At 65.5% G+C, this 24,118-nt stretch carries 24 protein-coding genes; 10 read left to right on the top strand and 14 right to left on the bottom strand.

Annotation, left to right across the window (positions count from 1 at the left end; all coding sequences use genetic code 11):
* The first annotated feature begins 31 nt into the window (after positions 1-31).
* On the top strand, positions 32-664 hold the full coding sequence (locus tag AC1C2Q_RS11140) for a TetR/AcrR family transcriptional regulator (protein WP_495450132.1): 633 nt from the start codon (positions 32-34) through the stop codon (positions 662-664).
* Between the two features lie 114 nt (positions 665-778).
* On the opposite strand, the gene AC1C2Q_RS11145 is transcribed toward AC1C2Q_RS11140, so the two are convergent.
* The 10 genes from AC1C2Q_RS11145 to AC1C2Q_RS11190 all read right to left on the bottom strand — a co-directional run bounded on the left by AC1C2Q_RS11145 (position 779) and on the right by AC1C2Q_RS11190 (position 10,748).
* Positions 779-1,366, bottom strand: a complete 588-nt coding sequence (locus AC1C2Q_RS11145) for a nitroreductase family protein (protein WP_495450133.1) — start codon at positions 1,364-1,366, stop codon at positions 779-781.
* A 160-nt stretch (positions 1,367-1,526) separates the two neighbouring features.
* Entirely contained in the window at positions 1,527-2,636 is a 1,110-nt protein-coding gene (locus AC1C2Q_RS11150; protein ID WP_495450134.1) for an ABC transporter permease, read from the bottom strand.
* Complete coding sequence (locus tag AC1C2Q_RS11155; RefSeq protein ID WP_495431183.1) at positions 2,633-3,529, bottom strand: ABC transporter ATP-binding protein; 897 nt, start codon at positions 3,527-3,529, stop codon at positions 2,633-2,635. Before AC1C2Q_RS11155 ends, AC1C2Q_RS11150 begins: the two co-directional genes overlap by 4 nt.
* Before the next feature lie 263 nt (positions 3,530-3,792).
* The gene (locus AC1C2Q_RS11160) at positions 3,793-4,752 is read right to left on the bottom strand and encodes a phosphotriesterase family protein (protein ID WP_495450135.1); all 960 of its coding nucleotides are present in this window, start codon (positions 4,750-4,752) and stop codon (positions 3,793-3,795) included.
* Entirely contained in the window at positions 4,752-5,669 is a 918-nt protein-coding gene (locus AC1C2Q_RS11165; protein WP_495450136.1) for a shikimate dehydrogenase family protein, read from the bottom strand. The genes AC1C2Q_RS11160 and AC1C2Q_RS11165 overlap by 1 nt, the downstream gene beginning before the upstream one ends.
* A 42-nt stretch (positions 5,670-5,711) precedes the next feature.
* Positions 5,712-6,701, bottom strand: a complete 990-nt coding sequence (locus AC1C2Q_RS11170; RefSeq protein WP_495450137.1) for an NAD(P)-dependent oxidoreductase — start codon at positions 6,699-6,701, stop codon at positions 5,712-5,714.
* Positions 6,702-6,810: 109 nt separating this feature from the next.
* A complete protein-coding gene (xylB, locus tag AC1C2Q_RS11175) occupies positions 6,811-8,343 on the bottom strand; it encodes a xylulokinase (protein WP_495450138.1) in 1,533 nt (510 codons plus the stop codon).
* 9 nt (positions 8,344-8,352) lie between these two features.
* The gene (locus AC1C2Q_RS11180) at positions 8,353-8,928 is read right to left on the bottom strand and encodes a glucose-6-phosphate isomerase family protein (RefSeq protein ID WP_495450139.1); all 576 of its coding nucleotides are present in this window, start codon (positions 8,926-8,928) and stop codon (positions 8,353-8,355) included.
* An 85-nt stretch (positions 8,929-9,013) separates the two neighbouring features.
* Positions 9,014-10,159 carry a glycosyltransferase gene (locus AC1C2Q_RS11185; protein WP_495450140.1) on the bottom strand — a complete coding sequence of 382 codons (1,146 nt, stop codon included), beginning with the start codon at positions 10,157-10,159 and terminating at the stop codon, positions 9,014-9,016.
* Between the two features lie 58 nt (positions 10,160-10,217).
* Positions 10,218-10,748 (bottom strand): CGNR zinc finger domain-containing protein, encoded by a 531-nt coding sequence (locus AC1C2Q_RS11190; RefSeq protein WP_495450141.1) that lies wholly within the window; start codon positions 10,746-10,748, stop codon positions 10,218-10,220.
* 39 nt (positions 10,749-10,787) lie between these two features.
* On the opposite strand from AC1C2Q_RS11190, the gene AC1C2Q_RS11195 reads away from it, so the two are divergent.
* The 8 genes from AC1C2Q_RS11195 (at position 10,788) to AC1C2Q_RS11230 (ending at position 18,264) form a co-directional block, all read left to right on the top strand.
* Positions 10,788-11,762, top strand: a complete 975-nt coding sequence (locus AC1C2Q_RS11195) for an EamA family transporter (protein WP_495450143.1) — start codon at positions 10,788-10,790, stop codon at positions 11,760-11,762.
* A 77-nt stretch (positions 11,763-11,839) separates the two neighbouring features.
* Positions 11,840-12,208: a VOC family protein gene (locus AC1C2Q_RS11200; RefSeq protein WP_495431191.1), complete on the top strand. Its 369-nt coding sequence runs from the start codon at positions 11,840-11,842 to the stop codon at positions 12,206-12,208.
* Between the two features lie 75 nt (positions 12,209-12,283).
* Complete coding sequence (locus tag AC1C2Q_RS11205; protein ID WP_495450145.1) at positions 12,284-12,976, top strand: GntR family transcriptional regulator; 693 nt, start codon at positions 12,284-12,286, stop codon at positions 12,974-12,976.
* Complete coding sequence (locus AC1C2Q_RS11210) at positions 12,973-14,490, top strand: MmgE/PrpD family protein (RefSeq protein ID WP_495450146.1); 1,518 nt, start codon at positions 12,973-12,975, stop codon at positions 14,488-14,490. Before AC1C2Q_RS11205 ends, AC1C2Q_RS11210 begins: the two co-directional genes overlap by 4 nt.
* Positions 14,490-15,392, top strand: a complete 903-nt coding sequence (prpB, locus tag AC1C2Q_RS11215) for a methylisocitrate lyase (protein ID WP_439283056.1) — start codon at positions 14,490-14,492, stop codon at positions 15,390-15,392. Before AC1C2Q_RS11210 ends, prpB begins: the two co-directional genes overlap by 1 nt.
* A gap of 3 nt (positions 15,393-15,395) precedes the next feature.
* Complete coding sequence (locus AC1C2Q_RS11220; RefSeq protein ID WP_495450148.1) at positions 15,396-16,586, top strand: bifunctional 2-methylcitrate synthase/citrate synthase; 1,191 nt, start codon at positions 15,396-15,398, stop codon at positions 16,584-16,586.
* Positions 16,586-17,776, top strand: a complete 1,191-nt coding sequence (locus AC1C2Q_RS11225) for a thiolase family protein (protein ID WP_495450149.1) — start codon at positions 16,586-16,588, stop codon at positions 17,774-17,776. The genes AC1C2Q_RS11220 and AC1C2Q_RS11225 overlap by 1 nt, the downstream gene beginning before the upstream one ends.
* Positions 17,776-18,264, top strand: a complete 489-nt coding sequence (locus AC1C2Q_RS11230; RefSeq protein WP_495450150.1) for a pyridoxamine 5'-phosphate oxidase family protein — start codon at positions 17,776-17,778, stop codon at positions 18,262-18,264. The genes AC1C2Q_RS11225 and AC1C2Q_RS11230 overlap by 1 nt, the downstream gene beginning before the upstream one ends.
* Positions 18,265-18,327: 63 nt before the next feature.
* Here the strand turns inward: AC1C2Q_RS11230 and AC1C2Q_RS11235 are convergent, their stop codons facing one another.
* Positions 18,328-19,788 (bottom strand): aldehyde dehydrogenase family protein, encoded by a 1,461-nt coding sequence (locus AC1C2Q_RS11235; protein WP_495450151.1) that lies wholly within the window; start codon positions 19,786-19,788, stop codon positions 18,328-18,330.
* 408 nt (positions 19,789-20,196) lie between these two features.
* Here AC1C2Q_RS11235 and AC1C2Q_RS11240 point away from each other — a divergent pair, with 408 nt between their 5' ends.
* Positions 20,197-21,273, top strand: coding sequence for an LLM class flavin-dependent oxidoreductase (locus tag AC1C2Q_RS11240; RefSeq protein WP_495450152.1), 1,077 nt, complete (start codon positions 20,197-20,199; stop codon positions 21,271-21,273).
* 52 nt (positions 21,274-21,325) lie between these two features.
* Here the strand turns inward: AC1C2Q_RS11240 and AC1C2Q_RS11245 are convergent, their stop codons facing one another.
* From AC1C2Q_RS11245 to AC1C2Q_RS11255, 3 genes are all read right to left on the bottom strand, one after another.
* Positions 21,326-22,291 carry an HpcH/HpaI aldolase/citrate lyase family protein gene (locus tag AC1C2Q_RS11245; RefSeq protein WP_495450153.1) on the bottom strand — a complete coding sequence of 322 codons (966 nt, stop codon included), beginning with the start codon at positions 22,289-22,291 and terminating at the stop codon, positions 21,326-21,328.
* A 67-nt stretch (positions 22,292-22,358) separates the two neighbouring features.
* Positions 22,359-23,468 (bottom strand): CaiB/BaiF CoA transferase family protein, encoded by a 1,110-nt coding sequence (locus tag AC1C2Q_RS11250; protein WP_495450154.1) that lies wholly within the window; start codon positions 23,466-23,468, stop codon positions 22,359-22,361.
* Positions 23,465-24,118 carry a TetR/AcrR family transcriptional regulator gene (locus tag AC1C2Q_RS11255; protein ID WP_495450155.1) on the bottom strand — a complete coding sequence of 218 codons (654 nt, stop codon included), beginning with the start codon at positions 24,116-24,118 and terminating at the stop codon, positions 23,465-23,467. The genes AC1C2Q_RS11250 and AC1C2Q_RS11255 overlap by 4 nt, the downstream gene beginning before the upstream one ends.

A 24,118-nucleotide genomic window follows, 5' to 3' on the forward strand; every position in this document is an offset into this window, starting at 1 on the left:
TCGGGTCGGCAATGGTGCCAGACTGGAGCGCGTGTCAGTGTCTGAAGAGTCAGTGTCTGAAGAATCGATCGAGGCAGTGCCCGCACGTCGGGGCCGCCCCGGCTACGATCAGCGACAGGTTCTCGAGGTCGCCGTGCAGGTATTCATCGAGCAGGGCTACGACGCGACCTCTGTGGCATCGCTGGCTGGACGTCTTGGTTTGACGAAGTCAGCGCTTTACCACCACTTCGAGTCCAAGGAGGCTCTGCTGGAGGTCGTGCTCGAAGAGGCGATCGGCTCGCTGGAGGGAGTGCTGCGTGAGCCCGGCGTGCAGAGCGGCTCCGCCCGTGAGCGACTTGAGTACGTTCTTCGCGGTGCGGTGCACGTGCTTGTGGAGAAGCTTCCCTACGTAACCCTGCTGCTGCGCGTGCGCGGCAACAGTGATATTGAGCGCGCGGCTCTCGAACGACGACGCGCGTTCGACCGCGAGGTCACCGCGCTCGTGCGTGCGGCCCAGGTCGAGGGCACAGTGCGCGCCGATCTCGATGCCTCGGTGGCCACTCGCCTGCTGTTCGGCATGGTCAACTCGATCGTGGAGTGGTACCGGCCGACCGGTTCCGAAGGCGCGGCCGAGCTGGCTGACGATGTACTGGCGGTGGCGCTGGACGGCCTGCGCACGCGCTGACTCCGCGTCGTTCTTGGTCCGAAATCAGGAGGTTGGCCCCAGATCAGGAGGAATCTGCAGAAGCATCCTGATCTCGGGAGGTTCTCCTGATTTCGGCGACGGATGCCCGCGCAATCAGGCGCTGGCGATGACCGTCTCCGACAGCGAGCGACGTGCGCGCGGTGCGAACTCGCGCTGCTGCAACTTCTCGGACAGCATCGACGGGTCGCCGAGCTCGCCGAGGGCGATCACTGAGATCGGGGCGAAGCGGGCTTCGACGCCGGCCAGGGCGGCGAGCTGCTCGCGCTCGATGCCACCCATCTGGTGCGCGAAGAGGCCGTCGGCGTGCGCCTGCACAGAGAGGTGGGCCACGGCCTGACCCAGGTCGTACTGCGCCCACGGACGCGGCGTGCCTTCGGCATCCGTCATTTCGGCGAAGGCCACGATCAGCACCTGGGCGCCTCCGGCCCACTCCCGGTTGAATCCCATGAGGGCGTTGTCGATCTGGGCGTGCAGCGCGGTGCCACGACGGGCCACGATGAAGCGCCACGGCTGGGTGTTGCTCGCGGACGGTGACCAGCGAGCAGCCTCGAGGGCGGCGGCGAGCTTGTCCTCATCGATCGGCGCGCTGGAGTCGAACGCGCGGGGGCTCCATCGCTCGGCGAGGACGTCGAGAAGGGGGACGGAGGTCTCAGCGGTGCGCTCAATGGTGGGAATGCTCATGATGTCCTTCAGGGTCGGAAGTTCAGGGGGACCCCGTCGTCCGGCACTGCATTCAGGCTAATGGACTGCACTGGGTGCTCGTCACAGACGGCGGCGGATGCCGTGACCACTGTGGCCACGGCATCCGCCGTTCATCGAGACATACTCAGCGAGCGTTGCGTCAGCGTCGCAGCGCCTCCCAGAACTTCACGCGAGCGCCCATCTTCAACAACGAATTCTCGTAGATCTTCGCGCCGATCGAGATCACCACGGCGCATGCGACGAGCATGATAGCCATCGATGCGAGCGGCTCCCACCAGTCGGCCTCATCGAAGAAGAGCCGGATCGGCATCGCCACCGGTGCGGAGAACGGCACGTAGGAGAGCACGGTCATCACCACGGGGTTGTCGCCGAAGAAGATCACCAGGAAGTACGGGATCATCGTCAGATACATCACCGGGGTCAGCGTGGCGCCGACATCCTCCTGACGCGAGACCATGGAGCCGGCAGCAGCGAACATCGCCGCGAGGAGGATGAACCCGAACAGGAAGAACACCGAGAACCAGATCACCGGCCCGCCGATGCCCTGCAGTACTTCGATCTGTCCGGTGACGATGAGTCCTATGGTTCCGATCACCACCAGCAGCAGAATCTGGGAGATCGCGAGGATCGTGTTGCCGATGACCTTCCCCGCCAGCAGTACACGCGCGGGGATTGCGGAGAGCAGGATCTCGATGACGCGGGTTTGCTTCTCCTCCACGACGTTGGTCGCGATCGGCGACCCGAACATCATCGCCGCCATCATGAACACCAGCCCGAAGGCGATGCCGAGGATGTATCGGATCGCTCCGCTGGCGCCATCGGGGTTGAGCAGTTCCACCGTCGGCGAGACAGACAACATCGCCAACAGGCTTTGCGGTGCATCCTTGTCGGCGATGATGAGCAGCCCGGTCGGTGAGGAAGAGTCGTCGACGATCGCGGCGTCCGCGTCGCCTGCACGCACCAGCTCCTCCGCGGCATCCCGGTCATCGACCACCGTGACGTCGTAGCCGTCGACACCTTCGAGCGTGGATGCCGCGGCACTTGTCGCCGCAATCGGCGTCGCGCTCGGGTTCGCACTGGCGATGCCGGCCCAGATGACTCCGGCCAGAGCGAGGAGCATCAGGATCGCGGTCGAGATGAGATAGGCCTTGCTGCGCAACTTGGTGCTCAGCTCGCGCTCGGCGACAAGCCAGATCCCCTGGGCAGGGGAGAGAGACGTCGCCCGCGCCGGTGTGGTGGAAATAGTCACTGGATGACCTCCTTGAAGATCTGCGAGAGAGAGGGATGCTGCGGCGCGAAGCGCGACACGTCGCCGCCGTCGAGGGCCCGGCGGAGGACCCGCTGCGCGGTGGCAGGAGCATCCACGTCGAACACAGCGCTGCCGCCCTCGAAGTCGACGACCTCGACTCCGGGCTCTTCACGGATCCAGCCGACGTCGCCCGTGCTCTCCAGCTCCCACCGGGGTGCGGAGTGCTGCTCGCGCAGTTGTTCACGGGGGCCGGCGGCGCGGATCGTGCCGCCGGCGATGATGACGAGGTCGTCGCAAAGCCGTTCGACGACGTCGAGCTGGTGGGAGGAGAACAGCACAGAGACGCCGCGCGCTGCGCGCTCTTGCAGCACGCTCGCGACCGTCTCGACGGCGAGCGGGTCAAGGCCGGAGAAGGGTTCGTCGAGGATGAGTACCTCCGGATCGTGCACCAGGGCTGTCGCTATCTGCGCACGCTGCTGGTTGCCGAGGGAGAGCGCCTCGATGTTGTCGCCGAGTCGTTCTTCGAGTCCGAGCTCGGTGAGCAGAGCGGAGGATTTCGCCGTGGCATCCGCCTTGGAGAACCCGTGTAGACGAGCGAAGTAGACGACCTGTTCGAGCACCTTCATCTTCGGGTACAGGCCGCGCTCCTCCGGCATATAGCCGAACTGGCGACGGGCGTCGGCGGTGAGCTCGTTGCCGCCGAGGGTGACAGAGCCGCCGTCCGAGTTGAGGAGGCCCAGGATGATGCGCATCGTGGTGGTCTTGCCCGCACCGTTGCCGCCGACGAAGCCGGTGAGGTGGCCGGCCTGGACGGAGAAGGTGATGTCGTCGAGCACGCGGCGAGTGCCGTAGCTCTTGGTGATTCCTGTCAGTTGCAGGGTTCCTGTGGTCATACCTCCACGGTACGAAGGTGCGGTGTGCGGCGGCATCCCCCGTAGGGCGGATCTTCGGTGTCCGCCTTGCGGCGGGGTAGCCGGGAGGTGTCGCGGGTGGTCGCGTCGGGGTGGCGTGAGCGGCCATGTGCGACCCCCGGGCGGGGCGGGGTGCCCGCGTGCGGCGGCGGGGTAGCCGGGAGGTGTCGCGGTTGGTCGCGTCGGGGTGGCGTGAGCGACCATGTGCGACCCCCAGGCGAGGCGGGGTGCCCGGGCGGGCGGCGTCAGCCGAGGTCGAGCAGGCGGGCGGGGTTCGCGACCAGCATTCGGTCGACGGCGTCGGCGCCGATCACCTCGCGCAGGCGCGGCAGGTACCGGTCGCCGAGGTAGGCGAGACCGGGCATCCCACCGTACGAGATGTAGCGGGTGCGGCGGGCGACATCGCCGCCGAGCAGGATGCGATCACCCGCGCCGCGCTCGACTACTGCTGCGGTCAACTGCAGAAGCTCCACGTCGCTGCGCGTGCGTGGCCTCGCGAAGCCGTCGTAGCCCAGGTACGCGCCGCGCTGGGCGAGAGAGGAGTGCAGCCCGGGATCGGGATCACGGTCGGCGTGCGCGAGCACGATGCGATCGGATGCCACGCCCTGGGTCGCGAGCAGATCGAGCACCTCGTGCGCAGCGGTGCAGAACTCCAGGTGCACCATGACCGGCACGTTGGTCTCCCGGTGGGCTGCGGCCACGGCATCCAGCGTCGTTCGCTCGAACGCGCTGATGCGCCAGTAGTCAATGCCACCCTTGAGCATGCCGGCGCGCACCGGAGCGCCCGAGTGCGTGCGGGCGGTGGGGACATCGGGGCTCTCGAAGACGGTCGCATCGTCCGCCGCCATCCCCTTCGTGAGGTCTGAGATGAACAGCTCCGCCAGCTGCTCGACGCTCCAGACCTGCATCGGATGATCCTCGCCGTAGTGCGCCTCGCGGTGCCGTCCGGTCGTTGCCACCACGTGCAGTCCGGTTGTCCTGCTGATGCGCGCGACGCCCTCGGGGTTGCGGCCGAGGCCGAAGGGTGTGGCATCCACCATCGCGGCGAAGCCGCTCGCCTTCAGTAGACCCGCTTCGGCAGTCGAGGCTTCTTCGTCGTTGAGTTCGTCGCCCGGCAGCAGCGGGGTGACCTGGAAAAGATGCTCGTGATAATTCGTCTGACCCAGCAGCGCAGGCTCGATGTCGCCGAGGACGGTGCGGATCATCAGCGCGCAGCCTCTGCGGCGTCGGCGAGCTTTTCGACGATTTCGGGCGTCAGTTCCAGTTCGAACACATCGGCGACCACCTGCGACCAGCCGTGGATGAAGTAGCGCCAGCCGTCGACGACGTGCAGGTCGCGGTCCTCCTCCTGGGCGCGGGCCTGGTGCAGGAATTCCAGTGTGCCGCGGTAGTTGAACTCCCAGACGTACGCGCCCTCAGGGAACACGACGTCATCGGGTACGGGAGAGCCGGGGCGATCCTTGCCGAGGCCGGTGGCGTTGACGACCAGCGAACCGCGGGGCGCGGCAGCGACGAGAGCGGCGGCGTCCGCCGGGGTGTCAGTGCGCACGTACTCGATGAGCCCTTCGCGCGTGCCGTGCTGGCGGTGCACCCCGCGCAGGTGTTCGAGTTTCTCATCATCGCGCGCGGTGACCGTGATCTTCGTGGGGGCGTCTGCCCGCTCGGCGAGCGCCCAGCTGAGCGCGGTGCCGGACCCGCCGGCCCCGAGGATGATCACTTCGCTGCCGGTGGTGGCGAAGTACTCAGCCGGCAGGAAATCCTTCAGCGCGAGGTCGACGGTGATTGGGTCCTTGGCGCGCCCAGACAGGCGAGAGCCGCGCTTGGCGATGCTCGAGATCTCCGAGCACGACACCGCGAACGGGTCGAGCTCATCGAACAGATCGGATGCCGCGGCATACACATTCATCTTGTGCGTGGTGACCAGGGCGCCGCGGTGCTGCGGGTCATCGCGGATCTGCTTCACCAGGTCGACGTATTGCTCGGGGGTGGCATCCATTGGCAGGTCGTGACCGACCAGCGTGCGGGTCGGGAGGCTCAGTATGTCGGCCCAGAGCGGGAACACCTTCATGATCGACGATGACCCGGTGGTCACGCCGACGAAGCCCATGTAGTCACTGTTCATGACTGAACCTTTCATCTTCTGTTCCCGTCGCAATTGGTGCGGTTAAGGCGCTGTTTTACCCGCGTCAACTGCGACGGGAGCGGGGACGGGGACGGGGAAGCGGGGCTCGACGCCGGCGAGGACGGCGAGGACATCACCGAGTGAAAGCGAGCCCATGTTATCGACGGCCTGCGTCGTCTGCGCCCCGAGGTGCGGGGTCACGATCACGCGATCGGCCAGGTCGTCGGCGAGCAGCGGGCTGTTGGATGCCGCGGTGTCGCCGTCGAGTGTGTCAGCAGCGTAGCCTGCCAGACGTCCCTCGCTGAGGGCCGCCGCGACGGCCCGCTCGTCGATCAGGTCGGGGCGGGCGGTGTTGATGATGATCGCGGCGGGGGTGATCGACTCGAGCCGTGCCGCATCGACGAGCCGCTGTCCGCCGGGGGCGTGCAACGAGATGAGATCTGCAGTCTGAAACAGGTCGTCGAGTTCTGCGGGCTCTGCGCCGAGTTCGCGGATCCGATCTGACGGGAAGAAGGGATCGGCGGCGAGGATGCGCGGCCCGAAGCCGCTGAGGCGACGAGCGACGCCCTGTCCGATGCGGCCGAAGCCGATGATGCCGACCGTGGCAGATCCCAGTTCGCGGCCGCGGCGAACGCTCCAGTCGCCCTGGCGCACGCGTCGGTCGCCGTCGGGGATGAAGCGGAGGGCTGCGAGCATGAGACCGATCGCATGGTCGGCGACGGCATCCGCATTCGCGCCTGGAGTGTTGGTGACTCGGATGCCGCGGGCCTCGGCCGCCGCAATGTCGACAGCCTCTGTGCCGACGCCGTAGCGTGCGATCACTTTGAGATTCGGGGCGGCATCCATATGAGCGGCAGTAACAGGGCCGGTGCCCGCGATCCAGGCATCCGCTGTCGCAAGCAGTGGCGCAAGCGCGGCGAGATCGTGGTGTGCGGGGCCGCGGACGATCTCGTGCCCTTCCGCGGCAGCGACGGCGACCAGGTCGATGTCGCCGTCCGAGAAGGAGCGGCTGGTGGCGAGGATAGTGCCCATCAGTGCGTCCTTCCGGCGACAGATGCACGATCACTGTACGGATGCACGACGAAACGGGGCACACGGTCGTGCATCCGTCGCCCAGTCGTGCAGGTGTATGCGGCAGCCATCAGGGCGTCCCGCCCTGGAGGGCCGTGCCCTGAGGAGCCGCATCTCGAGGTGCGGCGGCGAACCACGGCGCGAGCGCCTCGTAGGCGGAGGTGAAGCGGGCGTGCCGCTGGGCGTAGACGCCGTGGCGTCCGTCATTCGGCGTGAACTCCGCCGTCACCTCGCTGAGCGCGCGTGCGGCGGAGAAGTCGGCGAGTCCGAGGCCGACGGCGCCCGTCACTGCTGCTCCGAGGCTGTTCGCCTCCTCGACGATCGTGCGCCGGCGCACCGGTATGCCCCACACATCGGCAAGGATCTGCAGCAACGCGTCGCTCTGCGCTCCGCCGCCGACGGCGTCGATGCGGTCGATTGCGGCGCCCGACTCGCGGAAGGCATGGATGCTGGTGAGCAGGTTGTATCCGATGCTCTCCAGCACGGCACGAACGAGGTGCTGACGGTTGTGATGCCTGCCGATGCCGACGAAGGCGCCGCGGGCATTCGGATCCCAGATGGGTGAGCGTTCGCCGAGCAGGTAGGGCAGGAAGTAGAGGTCCTCGGTGTCGAGGTCACCGCCGGCCTCGGCGGTGAGTCGTGCGGTCTCGGGCTTCGTGGGGTCCTGCGAGAGCGCCTCTGAGACCCACTGGATCGAGGCGCCGCCGGCCTGCATCGTCGCGGTCGGCACGAAGCTGTTCGGTACGACATTGTCGAAGGTGAAGGTGCGAAGGCCCTTGTCAATGAGGGGAGCGTGCGAAGCGAAGGAAATCCAGGAGGATGTGCCCAGGCTCACGTAGGCGCCGTCCTCCGGTGCCACGATGCCGGACCCGACGGCGGCCATCGGGCCATCGCCGCCGCCCATCACCACTCGCACGCCCGTGTGGAGTCCGAGAGCTTCGGCGGCTTCGGCGGTCAACGGGCCTGCGATCGCGGTCGAATCGAGGATCTCGGGGAACAGCGAGCGGTCCAAGCGTGCCGCCTGCAGAACCTCCTCGGACCAGTCGCCGGTGCGCTGGTCGTAGGCGTTCGTGCCGGAGGCATCCGAGCGATCCGTTGCGAGGCGCCCGGTGAGGCCGAGCACGATGTAGTCCTTGGCGACGCAGAAGCGGCGCACTCGTGACCAGACATGGGGCTCGTTGTCGCGCACCCACATGACCTTCTCGATCGAGTAGGTCGGGTTCAGCCGGTGACCCAGCAGCTCATAGGCGTGCTCGGCGCCAAGGGCCTGCTCGAGTTCGCGCTGTTGTGCGCCCGCACGGGTGTCGGCCCAGATGATCGCGGGGCGCACTGGCGCACCATCGCCACCGAGCAGGACCGCGCCCATCATCTGGCCGCTGACGACGAGGCCCTGAACCGCCGAAGCTGCGGTGCTGGTGCGAGCGAGGAGGTCGCGGGTGGCGGATGCGACGGCATCCCACCAGTCCTGCGGGTTCTGCTCGGCGATGCCCCCGGCCGCAAAGTGCGCGGGATAGCTGACCGTCGTGGCGGCGATCAGGCGTCCGTCGTCGTGGTGCAGCGATGCCTTGTTGCCGGTGGTTCCGAGGTCGTGGGCGATGATCACGGGGTGAGCCTATGCCGTGTAGGGGCGCAGTTCGAAGCCGCTTTCGGTGCGGAAGGCGCGCGATCCTAAGCCGTGCTCGAGCACCCAGCTGTAATCGTGTCCTGCGCCGCCGGGGTAGACAGCCAGGAACGCATAGGGTTCAGTGCCGGTGTTGACGGAGCGGTGCGCCCAGCCCGGCGGGATGTAGCCGATGGTGCCGGGGAGCATGTCGAGCCACTCGGTGCGCTCGCCGTCGAACATCAGCAGGCCGCCCTGTCCCTTGAGTGCCAGGTAGATCTCGCCCTGATGGTTGGGATGCTGGTGGCCCTTGGTCATCCAGAGCTCACCGCTCGTGTCGCCCGGCAGGATCGTCGTGATCGACTGGGGGAGTTCGCGATCGACCTCTGGCACCGGGGAGCTGGTCACGGTGTAGACGACAGGGTTGTCGCCCGCGGCTGCAGCAGCGCGAGCATCCTCGTCGCGGAACAGGCCCTCGAGATCTGACATCCGCCGGGTGAGAGTGGGGCCCTCGGGGGAGAGGGTGAGTTTCTCCGCGTCGAAGGTGATCGCCATGGGCAAGATCGGCGGGGTGTGGAACTCGGGCATCGGGGGCTCCTCGTGCAGCGGCGGTGATGCGTTCACGGCGTGACAGAGCATCCGCGAACCTGTAATGACAAGTTGAGTGTACCTGTTATGACAGGTTGCGTCCACGCGTCGCAGTGGCCTCGATCAAGTCGGCTCCGGCGGAGGAGCCGTTCTGTGACCGCAGGCGCTCGCCGATGCGCGTGGCGGCGCCGCGGATTTCAGGCTTGGTGAGCAGATCCCTGATCGTTTCTCGTAGGGCTTCCGGGGAAGACGAGCGAGGGAGGGCGCGGCCGGCGCCAGCGTCCTCTACTGCCCGGCCGATCATCCGCTGATCGGATGTTGGATCCAGTGGGAGGATCAGGATCGGCACGCCGTGAGCGAGTGCGCGCAGAGTCGTGGAGTGTCCACCGTGGCCGATCACGAGATCTGCGTGGGGCATGATCTCGGCGTGCGGAGCGCGTCCGCGGATCTCTATTCCGTCAACCGTATGCAGTGAACCGTCGATCTCGGCGCCGCCGGTCGTGACGATCGCATGGATCGGCATCCCTGTCGCGATGAGCTGCCCAATGGCGGCGATGATGCGCCGGTAGACCTGTCCCTGCTTCCGCTGCCAGGCGCTGCTGAGGCTGACGAGTACCAATGCCGGCGTGCCAGGCGCGCGCTTCGCAGGAGGAATGGCCCGCTCGGTCGTGCCCAGCCAGGCGAAGGGGAATCGTGAGCCGCCTGCCCCAGCCGGATCCAGCTCGCGATCCGTCGGAAGGAGGAGGACATCGGTGTGGGCGAGCAGCTGTTTCGGGGAGAGTGCCACCGGGCGAAGAAACAGATTCGCGACCGGGTTTCCCATTCCGTCGCTCCAAAACTGACCGAGGGAGTGGAAGAGTGCGGCGGACGGGATGCCTCGGCGCTGCACCTCCCGGAGTGAGGTCAGCATGACACCGTCGACGACGACGGCATCGGCGGGATGCCGGACTAGGAGGGCGCGTACATCCCGGGTGACAGCGGAGCCGATTGCCATGCGGCTGAGACTTGGCATGTGTCCGAGGGGTCCGGCGGGTCGGGTGACATCGAGCCCGTCCAGGGCGGGAAGTGGGATAGTCGTGATGCCGTCGGGCCAGGAACTCCCGAGTCTCGGTCGGAGTCCCGCGATCGCGACCGAGTGGCCGCGGCAAGCCAGCTCGCCAGCGATCGCGAGTGTGGGCGGGACGTTTCCGCCGATGTCGCCGCTGATGAAGAGTACTTCGAGAGGATCCATGGCCGCTCCCTTTGGCCGTGATGTTACTCCGCGCATGGCGGGAGCGGTACTGGGTGCCTCAGCGCTGGCGTGCGCGGTATGCGGCGACGGCGTTGCGGTTCGAGCACGCCGTGGAGCAGTACCGGCGGGAGCGATTTCGGGAGAGGTCCAGGGTGACGCCGGAACAGGTGTCGTCGGCGCACACCGAGATTCGGCTGCCTTCGTCGGAGCGAACGACATCGATGAGGGCCATCGCGGTCTCCACGAGGATGCGCTCGTCAAGGGGGTGATCGTCTGCGACGGCGTGCAGGTGCCAGTCCATCGTGTCGTGGCGCACGAGTCTGGCATCTAGGGTCACGTCTTGGAGGGCGTCGTTGACACCGGCGACCATCGCATCTCTCGGTGCGAGCAGCATTCTGCGTAGCCGTGGCCGCAGGGCGCGCAGTGCCGCCAGTTCGGCGGCGTCGTGGTCGATCCGACCCGTGTAGGGGAAGTCGAGGAGGAAGGCGTCGACATCCTGGACAGAGGTGAGTGTGTCCGGATCCTCCGCAGTGTTGGCGAGGTGGACCGCGGCACGCAGCGACTCGACTGTGTCATCTGTGAAGAGCATGTTGACACCTTACACGTGCGCTCGCTAGTGTCATTGATCATGACCACTTTGGCGAATGACACTGGCGTTCGGCCGGGATTGCGGCTCGGGCTCCCGCTCGCGATCGGTGCGGCGTTCGCCTTCGGGATGTCCGGCGCATGGGCGCGCGGTCTCATCGATGCGGGGTGGACGCCGGGTGCTGCGGTCACGGCGCGCATCTGGGTCGCGTCGCTGGTGCTGCTTGTCCCCACGATCATCGCGCTTCGCGGACGCTGGCGGCTGCTGCGTCGAAACGCTGGGATCATCGTCGCCTATGGGCTGCTCGCCGTGGCGGCGACGCAGCTGTTCTACTTCCAGGCGGTCGCTGTGATGGATGTCGGCCTCGCCCTGCTCATCGAATACACGGCGCCGATCGCCGTCGTGCTGTGGTTATGGATGCGGCGGGGAGAGCGGCCGACCTCGCGCAGCATCCTCGGCGCTGCCGTCGCGTTCATCGGACTCGTGCTCATGCTTGACGTGCTCTCCGGTCGCAGCGTCGACATCGGTGGCGTCCTGTGGGCGTTCGGTGCGATGGTCGGCGCCGCGGCGTACTTCCTGCTCTCAGGGAAAAGCGACACCGGACTCCCGCCGATCGTTCTGGCGGGGTCGGGCCTCATCGTCGGCGCTGTCGGGCTGACCGTAGCTGGGCTCATCGGCATCCTTCCGATCGCGTGGAACACGGCTGACGTTACCTATCGCTTCGGTACTGTGCCGTGGTTCGTCCCCGTGCTCGCCATCGGCATCATTGCCACCGCTCTCGCCTACGTGCTCGGCATCACGTCTACGCGGATGCTGGGCTCGCGGCTGGCATCCTTCCTCGCGCTAGCGGAGGTCATCGCCGCCCTGCTGTTCGGCTGGCTGCTGCTCGGTCAGCTACCAAACGTTCTGCAGGGTGTCGGTGCCGCACTCGTGCTGGTGGGGGTCGTGATCGTCAAGCTTGGCGAGCCGGTTGCGACTTCGGAGTCGCTTGTGCCGCCCGTTCCGAACGCCCCTTGAACTCGTCGGCACGTGGGACGAGACTGGCCGCACCGGTGTCCGATCGGGCCCGGCAACGGTTCAGAGAGGACAGGGCCATGGCTCACGGAGACATCACGCACATCGACATTCCGGTGACCGATATGGCTCGGGCGCAGGCGTTCTATTCGAGTCTGTTCGGGTGGAACATCGCCGAGATGCCCGGCTTCGAGGGATACCCGATGTGGCAGGCGCCGAATCAGATCAGCGGGGGAGGGCTCGCGCCACGCAGCGCGGATTTCGATCAGCCGCGCTCGTACGTCGAGGTCGATTCGATTGATGAGACCGTCGCCGCGGCTGTGAGCGCCGGCGCGACCCTCGCGATGGAGAAGCAGCCGATCAGCGAGACGAGCTGGTGGGCTGTGATCACCGACCCCGACGGCAACTCGATCGGTCTGTATGAGGGTGTGACTGACGCCGAAGGGTGAGGTGCTTGTATACGCTGTGCCCTCCTGTTCATAGGAAATTGAGCCCGCAAGCGGAATTGTGTATACACTGATGGCGTGAGTACCGCAATTGAGCGAACCAGAGCGAGTGATCGCGCCTATGCGACTTTGCTGGAGGAGATCCAGTCCGGCGAGCTTGCTCCCGGCACCGTTCTTGCCGAGGTCGAGCAGGCCGCACGTCTCGGCGTGAGTCGCACCCCGCTGCGCGAAGCGCTGCAGCAGCTCAGTGCCGACGGGCTCGTTGAGCAGCAGTCGCCGCGGGTCACCGTCGTTACCGACATCGATGCCGACGACATCCGTGCGCTGTTCGAGATCCGGCGCGCGCTGGAGGAGTCCGCTGCCCGCCTCGCCGCTGCGCGCGGCGACGCGGTGCTGTTCGCGGGCCTGGCATCCGAATTCGCTGCCGCCGGGGCATCCCTCGCTGCCTCGACCGGGCGCGATGACTACTACGCGCTGATCGCCCGCTTCGATCGCGCCGTCGATGCGGCAGTCGCCAACGACTACATCGCCGCAGCTTTGCGCACGGTGCGCACGCATCTCGTGCGCGTGCGCCGTCTGTCGCGCGACAATCCGACCAGGCTCACCGCTTCAGTGGCCGAACACCAGCTCATCGCCGAGGCGCTTGCCGAACGTGACGGCGATCTGGCCGCTCATGCCACGCATGTGCATCTGCGCAATGCGCTCACCAGCATCCTTGAATCCCTCCCCTCCGACAGCCCGCTCGCGACTGAAAGAAGAGCACACCCATGACCGTCAACCACCACGTCCGTGTCTACAAGAGCGAAGAAGATCTGCCCCGCGAGAACCAGCTGGCCTGGAAGATCGCCGAGGTCGCGACCGATGCGGTCGAGGTCGAGCAGGACGTCGTAGACATGATCATCAACCGTGTCATCGACAATGCTTCCGTCGCCGCGGCATCCCTCACGCGAGGTCCGATCAAGGCGGCCCGCGACCAGGCCTTCAGCCACCCGGTTTCGACCGGCGGTAGCGGCGCGACGGTATTCGGCGCCCCGCTCGAGCGGCGCACCAGCCCCGAATGGGCGGCATGGGCCAACGGCGTCGCCGTGCGTGAGCTCGACTACCACGACACGTTCCTCGCTGCCGAGTACTCGCACCCCGGCGACAACATCCCGCCGATCCTTGCGGTTGCTCAGCACGTCGGCGCCGATGGCCGTGCGCTCGTGCGCGGACTTGCCACCGGCTACGAGATCCAGGTCGACCTGGTGAAGGCGATCTGCCTGCACAAGCACAAGATCGACCACGTCGCCCACCTCGGCCCGTCGGCTGCTGCCGGCATCGGCACGCTCCTCGGCCTCGACGCCGCGACCATCTACCAGGCCGTCAGCCAGGCGCTGCACACGACCACCGCCACGCGCCAGAGCCGTAAGGGCGAGATCTCGACGTGGAAGGCGCACGCGCCGGCATTCGCCGGGAAGATGGCCGTCGAAGCCGTCGACCGTGCGATGCGCGGACAGACGAGCCCCTCGCCGATCTACGAGGGCGAAGACGGCGTCATCGCCTGGATGCTGGATGGCCCGGATGCCGCGTACGAGGTGCCGCTGCCCGCAGCGGGCGAGGCCAAGCGCGCGATCCTGGATTCCTACACAAAGGAGCACTCGGCCGAGTACCAGGCGCAGGCCTGGATCGACCTGGCGCGCAAGCTCCACAATGAGGGCATCGACACCGCGGCGATCGAGTCCGTCGTCCTGCACACCTCACACCACACGCACTATGTGATCGGCTCCGGCGCGAACGACCCGCAGAAGTACGACCCGACCGCGTCGCGCGAGACGCTCGACCACTCGATCCCGTACATCTTCACCGTCGCGCTGCAGGACGGCTCGTGGCACCACGTCGATTCTTATGCTCCGGAGCGTGCTGGCCGTGCTGACACCGTCGAGCTGTGGAACAAGGTGACCACCCGTGAGGATGCCGAGTGGACGCGCCGTTACCACTCGAACGACATCGCGGAGAAGGCCTTCGGCGGTCGCGTGGAGATCACGCTCACCGACGGCTCGAAGCTGATCGACGAGATCGCGGTCGCTGACGCGCACCCGCTCGGTGCTCGGCCGTTCGCCCGCGAGAACTACATCGCCAAGTTCCGTCTGCTCGCCGAGCCGGTGCTCGAGCAGGCCGAGATCGAGCGCTTCCTGTCGCTGGTGCAGCGCCTTCCGGAGCTCACTGCCGCCGAGGTCGCCGAGATCTCGATCATCGCGAAGCCGGGTGTGGTGGAGACCGAGCCGACCACCAAGGGGTTGTTCTGATGTTGTACTCGCACACCACTCCCGCCGAGAAGCGGCGGCTGTTCCGTGAGCGTCTCGCTTCTGGCGAGCTGCTGCGTTTCCCCGGCGCGTTCAACCCGCTCTCCGCACGCCTCATCGAGCAGAAGGGGTTCGAGGGCGTCTACATCTCGGGCGCCGTTCTCGCTGCCGACCTCGGTCTGCCCGACATCGGCCTGACGACGCTGACTGAGGTCGCCGCTCGCGGCGAGCAGATCGCGCGGATGACCGACCTACCGGCGATCATCGACGCCGACACCGGCTTCGGTGAGCCGATGAACGTGGCGCGCACGATCCAAGAGCTCGAGAACGCCGGTCTCGCCGGCGCCCACATCGAGGACCAGATCAACCCGAAGCGCTGTGGTCACCTCGACGGCAAGGCTGTGGTCGATCTGGGCACGGCGGCAAAGCGCATCCGTGCCGCTGTTGACGCGCGCCGCGATGAGAACTTCCTGATCATGGCACGTACCGACATCGCGGCCGTCGACGGTCTGGAGGCTGCGAAGGACCGTGCGAAGGCGCTGGTGGATGCCGGAGCCGACGCGATCTTCCCCGAGGCCATGCGATCGCTCGAAGAGTTCGCGGCGATCCGCGCTGCGGTCGACGTGCCGATCCTTGCGAACATGACCGAGTTCGGCAAGAGCGACCTGTTCTCGGTCGACCAGCTGCGAGATGTCGGCGTGAACATTGTCATCTGGCCGGTGTCAATGTTGCGCATCGCGATGGGTGCGACCGGTCGTGCACTCGATACGCTGATCGAAGAAGGACATCTCACGAGCAAGCTCGGCGAGATGCAGCACCGCGCCGACCTCTATGACCTGATCGACTACGAGTCGTACAACCACTTCGACTCTGGCGTCTTCAACTTCACCATCACGAAGGAGTGAACAATGGCTGACAACGACATCAAGAAGGGCCTGGCAGGGGTCGTCGCTGACGAGACTGCTGTCAGCAAGGTCAATCCCGAGACGAATAGCCTGCTGTATCGCGGCTACCCGGTGCAGGAGCTGGCGGCGACCCAGCCGTTCGAAGCTGTTGCGTACCTGCTGTGGCATGGAGAGCTGCCGACTGATGCCCAGCTGGCGGAATTCCGCGCCACCGAGCGCGCCAACCGCGCGCTATCGCCCGCCGTCAAGGATGCGATCGATCACCTGCCGATCGACTCGCACCCGATGGACGAGGTGCGCACCGCGGTCAGCGTGATCGGTGCGATCGAGACGGCAGGCATCAGCAATGTGCTGGATGCCGTCGGAACTCCCGAGGAGAACCTCGAGCGCAGCCTGAAGCTGTTCGCGACGCTCCCGGCGATCGTGTCGTACGGCCAGCGTCGCCGTCGTGGACTTGAGATCGTCGAATCGCGTGATGACCTCGACTACGCGGCGAACTTCCTGTGGCTGACCTTCGGCGAAGAGCCTTCGCCTGTGGTGGTGGACGCGTTCAACCGCTCGATGATCTTGTACGCGGAGCATTCGTTCAACGCATCGACCTTCACTGCGCGCGTGATCACCTCGACCCTGAGCGACCTGTACTCGGCAGTCGTCGGCGCGATCGGCGCGCTGAAGGGTCCGCTGCACGGCGGCGCGAACGAGGCCGTGATGCACATCTTCGATGAGATCGGATCTGCTTCGGAAGTCTCTGGATGGTTGGATACCGCGCTGGCGGAGAAGCGCAAGATCATGGGCTTCGGCCACCGCGTGTACAAGCGCGGTGACTCGCGCGTGCCGACGATGAAGGCGGCGCTCGACACTCTGGTCGCGCACTACAACCGTCCGGATGTCGCCGAGCTCTATGACACCCTCGAGAGCGAGTTCGTCTCGCGCAAGGGCATCTACCCGAACCTCGACTACCCGTCGGGTCCGGCGTACAACCTCATCGGCTACGACACGCTGACTTTCACGCCGCTGTTCATCGCGGCGCGCATCACCGGCTGGACGGCGCACATCCTCGAGCAGCAGGCCTCGAACGCGTTGATTCGCCCGCTGTCTGCGTACAACGGTCCGGATGAGCGGCACATCGAGGAGTATGTGCCGGACACAGCGGCGATCGATGTGCTGGAGCGAGCTGAGGAAGCGGCTGGGTGATGGCTGCCTCTCGGGAGAAGATCGCGATCGTCGCCGGGGCGCGGACCCCGGTGGGTCGTTTCGGCGGGGCGTTCAAGGACACTCCTGCGCATGAGCTCGGTGCTGCGGCGACGGTTGAGGCGCTGAAGCGCTCGGGTATCTCGGGAGACCGCGTCGGCGAGGTCGTCATCGGCAACATCGGTCAGGTTGCGGGGGATGCCTATATCTCGCGTCGGATCGCGCTCGCCGCAGGCCTCGACGTCAATACGCCGGCGTTCACGGTGAACCGGCTGTGCGGATCAGGTCTGCAGGCCATCTGGTCGGCGGCGCAAGAGCTGCTGTGGGGCGGTATCGACGTCGCTGTCGCCGGTGGCGCAGAGAACATGACGCGGATGCCGTTCTACGACTTCAACGCGCGGTTCAACGACCGGCTCGGGCATCGTTCACTGCTGGATGGCACGATCGCGATGCTAACGGATCCGTTCACCGAGAAGCACATGGGTACGACGGCCGAGAATGTCGCGTCTCGTTTCGGTGTGACGAGGGAAGAACAGGACGCGTTTGCGCTCGAGTCGCAGCAACGGGCGGCGACAGACGCCGCGCAAGCGGCGTTCGCGGAGGAGATCGTTTCGGTGACCACGTCGGGTCGTAAGCCCGTTGAGGTGTCGCGAGATGAACACCCGCGACCGGAGACAACTCTGGAGACGCTGGCAGGGTTGCCTTCGGCGTTCGCCAAGGATGGTACGGTCACTGCCGGCAACGCGTCGGGCATCAACGATGGTGGTGCGGCGACGGTGCTGATGCGCGAAGCGGATGCTCGTGCCGAGGGCGCCCCGGTGCTGGCCACGATCGAGGCTGTGACGACGGCGGCGCTCGAGCCGGAGATCATGGGCTACGCGCCGACGCTCGCGCTGAAGAAGCTGTTCAAGCAGACCGGGCTCACGCCGGCCGACATCGACACGGTGGAGCTGAATGAGGCGTTCGCGTCTCAGGCGATTGCCGTCATTCGTGATGCGGAACTCGACCCAGCGAAGACGAACCCGTATGGTGGGGCGATTGCGCTCGGGCACCCGGTCGGCGCGACCGGTGCGATTCTCGCTGTCCGTGCGGCGCTGACGCTGCAGCGCACGGGTGGCGAGTACGCGATCGTGACGATGTGCATCGGCGGTGGGCAGGCGCTCGCCGCGCTGATCCGGCGCGGGAAAGACTGATGTCCGCCTCGATCCGCGGCGCGATGAACGAGCAGAAGCGCGGACGATCGATCGCGATGACCCCCGACGAGCTCGTCAGTTTTATGAGCGAACAGCGGACCGCGCGGGTTGCCACTGTGGACAGGCAGGGCAGGCCGCATGTGACCCCGCTATGGTTCCTCTGGGACGAGGGCGAGGTGTGGTTCTCCTCGATCGTTAAAAGCAGTCGCTGGACCCATCTGCGAGAACGAAGCGAGATCGCGATCGTCGTCGATGCCGGCGAGAGCAAGGCGGATCTGCGTGGTGTCGAACTACAGGGTGACGTCGATGCGGTCGGTTCGATACCTCGCGGCACCGAACCTCACGCGACTCTAGAACGTGTCGAAAGCCGCTATTGGGAAAAGTACGGCAATGGGTCCGGTTTCGTGCCAGACGGGAGACACGCATGGCTTCGATTCACGCCCAAGGCCGTCATCTCCTGGGACTTTCGTAAGCGGGACTGGAACTGACAGACGCCGGGTCCCGGCGGGCAAGCCGCGGGACCCGGCGCATTGTTGCAACTGCGATACCTGTTAGTTCGGCAGTTGGATCTGCTTTGTCTCGAGCATCTCCTCGATGCCCTCCAGGCCACCTTCTCGGCCGAATCCCGACATCTTCACCCCGCCGAACGGTGCGGTGAAGACAGCTCCAGACGTGTTGATGGAGACTGTGCCGCTCTCGATCCGCGGCGCAAGAGCGATGGCTCGGTCAATATCGGGCGTATAGATACCGGCGCCCAATCCGTACTCGCTGTCGTTGACAGCAGCAATTCCGGCGTCGAGGTCGGCATAGGCTTCCACCACGATCACCGGCCCAAACACCTCCTCGCGGTAGATTTTCATCTCTGGTCGGGTGTCGGTGATGAGAGTGGGGGTGAACCAGTGCCCCTTCTCGAATTGCGCGCCTTCAGGCCGCGTCCCGCCGGTCAATATCGTCGCCCCATCCGCCCGAGCAGACTCGACGTAGGATTCGACGCGCTCCACCTGGGCCTGCGAGATGAGCGGACCCACGTCGGTGACGGGATCGGCGGGATCTCCGACCTTCAGCTGCTCGAATGCCGTCGTCAGAGCCGAGATCCATTCATCCTTTCGGCTTTCGGGAACCAGGATGCGGCTTTGAGTAGTGCAAACCTGGCCGGTCTGCACTACGGACCCGCCGGCGAGTTTCGGTGCGAGCTCTTGCGGGTCGGCGTCATCGAGCACGAGCGCGGCGGACTTCCCTCCGAGCTCGAGCGTCAGGCGGGTCATCCGATCTGCGGCTGTTTTCATGACCTGCTGCCCGGCTGCAGTGCTTCCCGTGAACGAGATGTGCGCGATGCCCGGCCGAGAAATCAGGTACTGTCCAACTTCACGGCCCCCGGGCAGGAACGAGATCAGACCGTCCGGAACGCCGACTTCGGCGAATACCTCAGCGAGGAAGAGCGGGCCCAGCGGAGTCTCTGGGGAAACCTTCACAATGACCGGGCAACCTGCCAGCAGGGCGGGTGCGATCTTGACCGGTGCGAGAAGCATTGGGGCATTCCACGGAACGATGGCCGCGACCGGACCGACCGGTTCGCGAAGGATGTAGACCGCCCCGCCTGCGGTATCGCGTCGGGTGGGTCCGAGATCCAACGAACCCGCCAGCTGGGCAGTATCACGGAAAGCGAGTGCGGCCGCCATCGGAGGGAATCCGGAAAAGCGCGTGATCCCGCCCTGATCCTCCACATAGAGCCGCTGGAACTCCGCAGCACGCCGATCGATACCGTCCGCAATCGCATTGAGCAGGTCGGCTCTGTCCGCCAGTGATGTCCGACTCCAGACTCCGGACCGGTGCAGGTCGACGGCCGCTTTGACCGCGCGATCAACGTCGGAATGCGTCGCCTCAGGAACTCGACCGATGATCTCTTCGGTCGCGGGATTCTCGATCTCGATCCACTGCCGGTCAGGCTCGACATCCCAATGTCCTCCAATGAGTACGCCCGGTCGTGACGTCGGTGTGCCGACTTCGCCCATGATTTCTCCTTTGAATGCTCTGTCCGAGCTGGACCAGTTTGAGCGGAGCGCGTGCAGAGCAGCGGCATCCGCATTAGACAGAATGATAGCTGAACGGACAACAAATGTCACTCGATTGCGTTGCCTGATCGACCTGACGAAACGACCCAGTCGACCGCTCACGGCGCCGCTGAGGTCTTCGCGAGGTCAGATGGACAACAATCCATTGCCATCACGCGGACTGCTTCTCGTGGTGGACCGGGTTGTCCGATCATCCGAAGATCCCGTTGAGGCGGCCGGTAAAATTTGTGGGTTGACAAAGTATTTATTCGGTTCCACGATTAGACATTGCGTCGGACTGACCGCCGCGCCGCAGATGTGACCATCCCCGACAAGGTCTCCAGTGCGCCAATACAGAGAGAGATGGCAATGAACGCGAAGACAGAGTTCTGGACGCACTTCAGTACGATCGACCCGCGTGAAGCGGGTGCTCACGCGCGCCGTCTGGAGGACGAAGGATGGGATGGCGCAGTCATGTATGACTCTCAGAGCATGATGCCCGACATCTGGCCCTTCCTCGCGGCCGCCGCCGGAGCGACAAGCCGCATCACTCTGGCGAGCGGCACGACCAACCTGGTGACTCGCCATCCTTCGGTCACTGCCGCGGCCGCGATTGCCATCCAGATGCTATCGGACGGGCGCATGGTGCTCGGAGTGGGTCGGGGAGATTCCGCGCTGGCATTCATCGGTGCATCACCGATGAGAATGGCGGCCTTCGAGCACTATCTCGATGTCCTTCGCGCCTACCTCCGAGGCGAGGATGTCGAGTTGGAGGTCGCGAGCGCTATGCTTGTCGGCGCCGATGCCGGATACAGCAATCTTGCCATCGCGTCCAAGCCGCGCTCGAGCTCGCTGATGTGGCTGAACTACTTCGATGTGGCACCGATCCCGATCGAAGTGATGGCCACCGGCCCTCGGGCGATCAGAGCAGGCGCTCGTATAGCGGACCGGGTAGTTCTCGGTCTGTCAGGTGAGATCAATCGCGTTGCCTGGGGAGCCGAACTCGCACGAGCTGCCGCAGCAGAGGCGGGCCGGGATGTCGGAGTCGGCGCGGTGGTCGTAGTCGTGCCGCACGAGGACATCTCAACTGCACGAGACCTCGCTCGCGTCGGTGCGGTGACGACGGCGAGATACTCGGTGATGAACGGCAAGGTGATCGGGCCCGCAACACCGAAACAACGCGAGACGCTCTTGCGGATCGCTGAGGTCTACGACATGAACCTGCATGGCGGGGACGGGTCCGCGCAGTCTGATGTCGTTGACGAGGAATTCATCGAGCAGTTCGCCATCGTCGGGGACGTCGACACGTGCGTTCAGAGGATCCAGGAGTTCGTCGCCCTCGGGCTGGATCGAATCACCCTCTCGCTCGGGTCCGCTGGCGTCTACGCCCATTCATATGATCTGTTGATCAACGAGGTGCTCCCGCGGGTGAGGCAGGTGGCGTAACGCGTGATCGACTCGAGCCCGCACCAGTCGGTGCGGGCTCAAGTGTTGCCGATCAGTCCTGCGGCGGACTCCACTGGCCGCTGCGGGCCATGCCTGCCGCACGTCCCTTTGCGCTCACCACGAGCGCCATCTTGCGTGACGCTTCGTCGATCATCTCATCGCCCAGCATCGCTGCGCCCCGGGATCCGCCAGCCGCAGAGGTGTACCACTCGTACGCGTCGAGAATCTCCTCGGCGCGATCGTAATCTGCTTGTCGCGGGCTGAACGTCTCGTTCACTACATCGATCTGCCCCGGGTGCAGCACCCACTTCCCGTCGAATCCGAGCGCGGCTGATCGCCCGGCCACCGCCTCGAGGCCCTCGATGTCCTTGATACCCAAGTACGGACCGTCGATGGCCTGTATCCCGTGCGCACGCGCGCTGATCAGAATGGACATGAGGATGTGGTGATATGCGTCGCCCACACCGTAGCCCGGAGGCTGCAGTCCGACGGTGAGCGTCCTCATTTGCAACGATGCCATCATGTCGGCGGGCCCGAGGATGAGCGTCTGCGTGCGCGGGCTTGCCGCGGCGATGCTGTCGATGGCGCGCAGGCCTTTGGCACTCTCAATCTGGACTTCGATGCCGAGGCGTCCTTCCTCAAGACCCATAGTGCGCTCGATCTGGGTCAGAAGCAGATCCAGCGAAGCCACGTGTTCGGGGGATTCGACCTTAGGCAGCATGACGCAATCTAGATTCGCGCCGGCGCCCTCGACGACCGTGACGACGTCACGATATGTCCACTCGGTGTCCCAACTGTTCACGCGCACGATCCGCACCTTCTCGTCGAAGCCGCCCTCATTCAGCGCCTCAATGACCGCTTTCCGCCCGCCCGCTTTCTCAGACGGTGCGCAAGCATCCTCGAGGTCGAGGAAGAAGGCGTCAACTGCCAGGCCTCTCGCCTTGTCGATCATTCGAGGGTTCGAAGCCGGTACGGCGAGGGTCGTTCGGCGCGGCCGATGGGCAGTGGTCGGGATCATTGATGGGTCTCCGCTTCGTAAAGAGGGGCGCACAGGCGCTCTGGGGGAATTCTGTGGCGGATCGGCATCACGAAGCCGCCGCGTCGCGGTCCCATCGATCCAGGATGTCCGCGACAGCCGCAGCATGGGTCGGTGGGGGCAGCGGAGTCCCGGTGTCGCTGCGCGAGAATCGTGGCGCCGGGAGCGGTTGAACGATCCCGTTCAGGTCTTCGACGACACGGCGCGCTACGACGTGCTCATCCTGACTGGCCTCGTCGAAAGTGAGGACGGGGGTGACACATGCGTCGATAGCTGTAAATACTTCCGTCCAGTGCTTTCTGGGAGCCGTCCGGAACGCGGCGCCGATGGCCTCGCGCAGCACGGGCCATCCGGTTCTCTCGTGCTGTTCGGGCAGATCGCTGGCGTCCAATCCGAGTCCGGTGAGAAGGGCGTCGAAGAATTGCGGCTCGACTGCACCGACAGCCATGAAGGTCGAGTCGCTGCACTCGTAGACGTCATAGAACGGCGCTGCACCGTCGAGGAAGTTCGTGCCTCGCTCGCCGTTCCATGCCCCGCCGCCGTACAGCGACCAGATGAAGTGTGCCAGCATGCTCGCACCGTCGAGCATCGAAGCGTCAACCACCTGTCCGCGCTCGGAATGCTGACGTTCCCAAAGCGCGGCAAGTATCCCAACGATGAGGAACATCGAACCGCCACCGAAGTCACCGATGAGGTTGAGCGGAATCGCCGGTCGTTCGCCCGCGCGACCTACCGCATTGAGGATGCCCGCGATGCCGATGTAGTTGATGTCGTGCCCAGCGCGCTGCGAGTAGGGACCGTCCTGGCCCCATCCGGTCATCCGTGCGTACACAATCCGCGGATTAACGGTGTCGCAAACGTCCGGCCCGATTCCGAGCCGCTCTGCCACTCCTGGCCGATAGCCCTCGATGAGGACATCGGCTCGACGCACGAGGTCGAGGACGGTGTCACGTCCGGCCACGGACTTGAGGTCGGCGGTCACGACACTGCGGCCGCGGAGTTGTTCGTTTCGTCCCTGGGTACCTAGCCCGAATGGCCGGTCTGGGCGCTCGACGCGGACGACATCAGCTCCGAGGTCGGCAAGGATCATCGCGGCATGGGGCCCCGGCCCGATGCTCGCGAGTTCGACGACGCGCAGTCCTTTGAGTGGGCCGGTCATGTCGCGGTGGTGTCCTTCGTTGGCGGCGGCGAGTCAGCGAGCTGCTTGAGGCACCCATCGATGTAATGAGTGAGTACGGCTGCGGCGTCAATGCCCTCGGGATCGAGCCTCCACACGTAGCCGACGCCGCGCAGTTGAGCAACGATCGATGCCGCGAACAGCGCGGGGTCGTGGTGTGAGCCGACTGATCCATCGGAGATGCCATCTCGGATGGTCACCTCGATTTCACTAATGAGGTGCTGGTTGAATGCAATGAAGCGCTCGTGCAGTTCCGGCAGCGGGCCGACGGCCTCGAAGATTAGTGCATAGAGGATCCGGAGAGACCGCGGGCTTTTCTCGTAGGAATCGCGGATACCGTAGAGAAGTACTTCGAGACGTTCGATTCCGTTGAGCCCTCGCGCTTCGGGAACGATCGTTTTCACGCTCCAGCGGACGACGATCTCGTCGACCAGAGCCTCGAGAAGCTGGGCCTTGGAGCCGAAGCGCGCCGTTGCGAGGCTCCTGCTGTATCCGGCGCGCTCTCCGACCATCGCGAGGGTCATCGCCTGGTAGCCGCCTTCGGCGATAAGGTCGCCGGCAGCATAAATTAATGCCTCTGTCGATCGGTGCGAGCGGATCTGGTGGCCGTTGAGTGCTTCTTTGGTGTTCAC

The organism is Microbacterium sp. Y356 (assembly GCF_059445355.1).

What these genes read in the sequence shown, in the direction of transcription:
- AC1C2Q_RS11210 (WP_495450146.1), top strand. Translation starts at nt 12,973, where the DNA reads ATGACCGTCAACCACCACGTCCGTGTCTACAAGAGCGAAGAAGATCTG.
- AC1C2Q_RS11170 (WP_495450137.1), bottom strand. Translation starts at nt 6,701, where the DNA reads ATGGGCACTATCCTCGCCACCAGCCGCTCCTTCTCGGACGGCGACATC.
- AC1C2Q_RS11155 (WP_495431183.1), bottom strand. Translation starts at nt 3,529, where the DNA reads ATGACCACAGGAACCCTGCAACTGACAGGAATCACCAAGAGCTACGGC.
- AC1C2Q_RS11145 (WP_495450133.1), bottom strand. Translation starts at nt 1,366, where the DNA reads ATGAGCATTCCCACCATTGAGCGCACCGCTGAGACCTCCGTCCCCCTT.
- AC1C2Q_RS11250 (WP_495450154.1), bottom strand. Translation starts at nt 23,468, where the DNA reads ATGACCGGCCCACTCAAAGGACTGCGCGTCGTCGAACTCGCGAGCATC.
- AC1C2Q_RS11220 (WP_495450148.1), top strand. Translation starts at nt 15,396, where the DNA reads ATGGCTGACAACGACATCAAGAAGGGCCTGGCAGGGGTCGTCGCTGAC.
- AC1C2Q_RS11195 (WP_495450143.1), top strand. Translation starts at nt 10,788, where the DNA reads ATGACCACTTTGGCGAATGACACTGGCGTTCGGCCGGGATTGCGGCTC.
- AC1C2Q_RS11245 (WP_495450153.1), bottom strand. Translation starts at nt 22,291, where the DNA reads ATGATCCCGACCACTGCCCATCGGCCGCGCCGAACGACCCTCGCCGTA.
- prpB (WP_439283056.1), top strand. Translation starts at nt 14,490, where the DNA reads ATGTTGTACTCGCACACCACTCCCGCCGAGAAGCGGCGGCTGTTCCGT.
- AC1C2Q_RS11190 (WP_495450141.1), bottom strand. Translation starts at nt 10,748, where the DNA reads ATGCTCTTCACAGATGACACAGTCGAGTCGCTGCGTGCCGCGGTCCAC.
- AC1C2Q_RS11230 (WP_495450150.1), top strand. Translation starts at nt 17,776, where the DNA reads ATGTCCGCCTCGATCCGCGGCGCGATGAACGAGCAGAAGCGCGGACGA.
- AC1C2Q_RS11235 (WP_495450151.1), bottom strand. Translation starts at nt 19,788, where the DNA reads ATGGGCGAAGTCGGCACACCGACGTCACGACCGGGCGTACTCATTGGA.
- AC1C2Q_RS11200 (WP_495431191.1), top strand. Translation starts at nt 11,840, where the DNA reads ATGGCTCACGGAGACATCACGCACATCGACATTCCGGTGACCGATATG.
- AC1C2Q_RS11180 (WP_495450139.1), bottom strand. Translation starts at nt 8,928, where the DNA reads ATGCCCGAGTTCCACACCCCGCCGATCTTGCCCATGGCGATCACCTTC.
- AC1C2Q_RS11160 (WP_495450135.1), bottom strand. Translation starts at nt 4,752, where the DNA reads ATGATCCGCACCGTCCTCGGCGACATCGAGCCTGCGCTGCTGGGTCAG.
- AC1C2Q_RS11185 (WP_495450140.1), bottom strand. Translation starts at nt 10,159, where the DNA reads ATGGATCCTCTCGAAGTACTCTTCATCAGCGGCGACATCGGCGGAAAC.
- AC1C2Q_RS11165 (WP_495450136.1), bottom strand. Translation starts at nt 5,669, where the DNA reads ATGAACAGTGACTACATGGGCTTCGTCGGCGTGACCACCGGGTCATCG.
- AC1C2Q_RS11240 (WP_495450152.1), top strand. Translation starts at nt 20,197, where the DNA reads ATGAACGCGAAGACAGAGTTCTGGACGCACTTCAGTACGATCGACCCG.
- AC1C2Q_RS11225 (WP_495450149.1), top strand. Translation starts at nt 16,586, where the DNA reads ATGGCTGCCTCTCGGGAGAAGATCGCGATCGTCGCCGGGGCGCGGACC.